General features: G+C 35.4%; 3 protein-coding genes. All 3 read left to right on the forward strand.

Going from position 1 to position 3,657, the window contains the following annotated elements:
• Positions 1-1,157: aspartate kinase (locus ABZA26_RS10145; protein WP_372714407.1), on the forward strand; the 1,157-nt coding region annotated here is incomplete at its 5' end.
• An 18-nt stretch (positions 1,158-1,175) separates the two neighbouring features.
• On the forward strand, positions 1,176-2,105 hold the full coding sequence (locus ABZA26_RS10150) for a homoserine kinase (RefSeq protein WP_372714408.1): 930 nt from the start codon (positions 1,176-1,178) through the stop codon (positions 2,103-2,105).
• A 10-nt stretch (positions 2,106-2,115) separates the two neighbouring features.
• Complete coding sequence (thrC, locus tag ABZA26_RS10155; protein ID WP_372714409.1) at positions 2,116-3,585, forward strand: threonine synthase; 1,470 nt, start codon at positions 2,116-2,118, stop codon at positions 3,583-3,585.
• The last annotated feature ends 72 nt before the right edge of the window (positions 3,586-3,657 follow it).

The raw sequence follows: 3,657 nt of genomic DNA on the forward strand, positions 1-3,657 counted from the left end.
GGCTACAGGAAGTAGCTAAGTGGGTAGTTAAAAATAAAGAAGAAGGCAATAAAATGGTGATAGTAGTTTCTGCACCAGGAGGTATGACGGATTCTCTTATAAAAAGAGCGGAAGAGGTTCACAGCAATCCTAAAGGAAGAGAAATGGATATGCTGCTTTCTGTAGGGGAACAAATATCAGCTGCACTTCTTTCAATGGCAATAGAACAGCTTGGGCACAAGGCCATCTCTTTTACAGGACCGCAAGTAGGAATAAAAACGACGAGTGACTTTAATAATGCAAAAATACTGGATATATCATCTGAAAAAATAATGGAAAAACTAGACAATGATCATGTAGTTATAATAACAGGATTTCAAGGTGTGGATGAAAATGGAAATATAACCACCCTTGGAAGAGGTGGATCAGATACGACTGCTGTAGCTGTGGGGGCAGCTATATCGGCAGATCAGGTAGAGATATATACTGATGTAGACGGAATATATACAGCTGATCCGAGAGTGGTTAAGAATGCTGGAAAGATACCTGAGGTATCTTTCACAGAGATGATAGAGATGGCAGGGAAGGGGGCTAAAGTTCTTCACTGCAGAAGTGTGGAACTGGCTGCTAAATATGGGATCGATATTCATTTGAGATCAGCGTTTACATGGGAAGAAGGAACTTGGGTAAAGGGGGATGAAAAAATGGAAAAAGCAATGGTAAGGGGAATAACACATGTAAAAGGACTTGCTAAACTAACTGTAACTCAGCTTGAAAGCAATAATTATCTAGGAAATGTAATGGATATATTAGAGGACAAGGAAGTAGATATAAGGCTTGTAAATCAAGGGCTTAATCCTTTAGGACATTTTGAAATCTCCTTTCTTTTAGAGGAAAAAGAAGCTGTAAGAGTTTCTACACTAATTGAAGAAAGACTTGGAAATAAAGAAAATATAGACCTTAAGCTGAATCTGGGAATGGTATCAGCTATAGGTATAGGGGTTCGTTCAAATAAGCTTCAGGGAAGAATAATGAGAATACTGAATACAAATGGAATAAATCCAAAAATGATGTCTTCTTCGGAAACAAGTCTTTCCTATGTTGTAGCAGAAGAAAATGTAGATAAATTAAAAAGGCTGATGCATGATGAACTTATAGAGAAAAGCCTTTCTGCCTAAGATGGAGGTCGGTAAACAGTGGCTGTTTATACTAAATTGAGTGACGAATATATAAAAAACATACTAAAAGATTATTCCTTCAAAGAGGTAAACAGGATAGAAGAGATCTCTGAAGGAATATTAAATACAAATTATTTTATAGAGGGTGACAAGGGAAAATTTATTTTCAGAATATTAGAGGGTGAAAGGGACTATACTGAAGAAGTAAAAGAACTTGAATTCTTGGAATATCTTAATTCAAATGGTTTTCCATGTCCTATAGCTATAAAAAACGTTTCTGGAGAAAACTATACGTTTATAGATGGGAAAATGGCTTCGGTATTTACATTTATAGAGGGAGAAAAAGTACACTCCATTAATGAAAACAATCTTAAAGAAATCGGTCAAAAGTTGGGCAGAATGCACAATTTGTTGAAAGACAGAGATATAAAAAGAAATAGAAAAATAGATATGCAGTATTTTTACGATATAATATCAAAAGCTGATCTTAAAGGTATATTGAAAGAGGATTATGATTTTATTATGAAATACTACGAAAGAGCATCTAAAGTGGATTATTCAAACCTCCCCTTTGGGATTATCCACAATGATATTTTTCCTGACAATGTTTTCATGAAAGATGGGGAAATATCCGGGATAATAGATTTTAATGACTGTCTGAGAGGGCCTCTTATTCTGGATCTGGCAATAGTGATAAGTTTCTGGATAAGAAACAGAGGAATATCAGAAGAAGTTGAAAATCAGATGACAAAAATATTTTTAGATGCCTATGAGAGTGAAAGAAAAATAACCAAAGAAGAGATGGCTCTTATGGATGAATCTCTCATTAGAATAGCTCTTACTTTTATATTCTTGAGAGTCAATAAATTTCATGTAGAGGACAACAGCGGTGTAAATATGGAGTATAAAAATTACAGGGATCTCCTTCCATTGCTGAGATATTTCTAAGGAGGAAAAAATGAGATACGTTAGTACTAGAGGAAATCTTGAGAAAAGTTATTCAGCAGCAGAAGCTATAAGAGAAGGAATGGTTCCAGGTGGAGGTCTATTTGTACCTGAAAGTTTCCCAAAATTTACCCTAGATGAGATAAATGCCTTGAAAGAACTTAATTATCAAGAAGTTTCTATGAAGGTACTGAAAAAATATCTTTCTGATTATACGGAAGAAGAAATAAGAGAGTGCGTAGAAGGAGCTTATAGCGACCAGAACTTTTCACACCAGGAGAGAACTCCAGTGGTAAAAGTGGAAGACGGCGTATATATAATGGAGCTTTGGCATGGTCCCACAGCTGCATTTAAAGATATGGCACTTCAGCTGATGCCTAGACTTTTTGTAAAAGCCAGGGAAAAAACCAATGCAGTTGACGATACACTTATACTTGTTGCCACTTCTGGTGATACTGGAAAGGCTGCTCTTGAGGGTTTTAAAAATTTAAAAGGGATAAAAGTTGTTGTATTTTATCCAGAAGAGGGTGTAAGTCAGGTTCAGAAGCTTCAAATGATAACAACTGAAGGTGATAACCTTACTGTATCTGCTCTAAAAGGGAACTTTGATGACTGTCAGACAGGGGTAAAGGATATTTTTTCTGACGAAGAATTTAACAGTTCTTTAAAAGGACTGGAGTTGTCTTCAGCAAATTCTATCAATCTGGGAAGGCTTCTTCCACAGGTGATATATTATTTTAAAGCTTATGCTCAAATGCTTAGAGACAATGAGATTAATCTGGGAGAAAAGGTAGACTTCTGTGTTCCGACTGGTAATTTTGGAAATATTCTGGCAGGATATTATGCAATGGAGATGGGACTTCCTGTGGGGAAACTCATGTGTGCTTCTAATAAAAATAATGTTTTGACAGACTTTCTTCAGAGCGGTACATATGATAAAAAAAGAGATTTTCATAAAACTATGAGTCCTTCTATGGATATTTTAGTTTCTTCCAACCTTGAGAGGTTTCTTTATCATATCTTGGGAGACGCTGATAAAGTGGCAGAAATCTACGGAAGATTTAATAAAGAAGGGGTTTTTAGTATAGAAGACCATGAATTAAAAAAAATCCAGGAGATTATGGAAGCCGGATATACTGATGAAGATATGTGTATAAAGACGATAAAAGATGTCTTTGAAAATGATAAGTACATAATGGATACACATACTGCAGTAGCAATGAATGTGGCACTTAGAAAACAAACTGAAAGAAAAGTAGTGGTCTTGTCCACAGCGAGCATCTACAAGTTCCCTTCAAGTGTTTTAAAATCATTTGGTAAACAAGGGGAGACTGAATTTCAAGAGATAGATATGCTGAATGAAATTACAGGGGTAGAGCTACACAGTGCAGTGAAGGGAATAGACAAATTACCAATACTTCATAAAAACTGTATAGAAAAAGACGGTATGAAAGAATTTTTAGAAAATCTTATAAAAAAATAAGAGTTGAATAAAGTTTTATTAAAAGGGGCGGATCTGGAATATAAGATGCGTCCTTTTAATGATTATGGGAAA

The organism is Ilyobacter sp. (assembly GCF_041583315.1).
Classification (GTDB): Bacteria; Fusobacteriota; Fusobacteriia; order Fusobacteriales; family Fusobacteriaceae; genus Ilyobacter.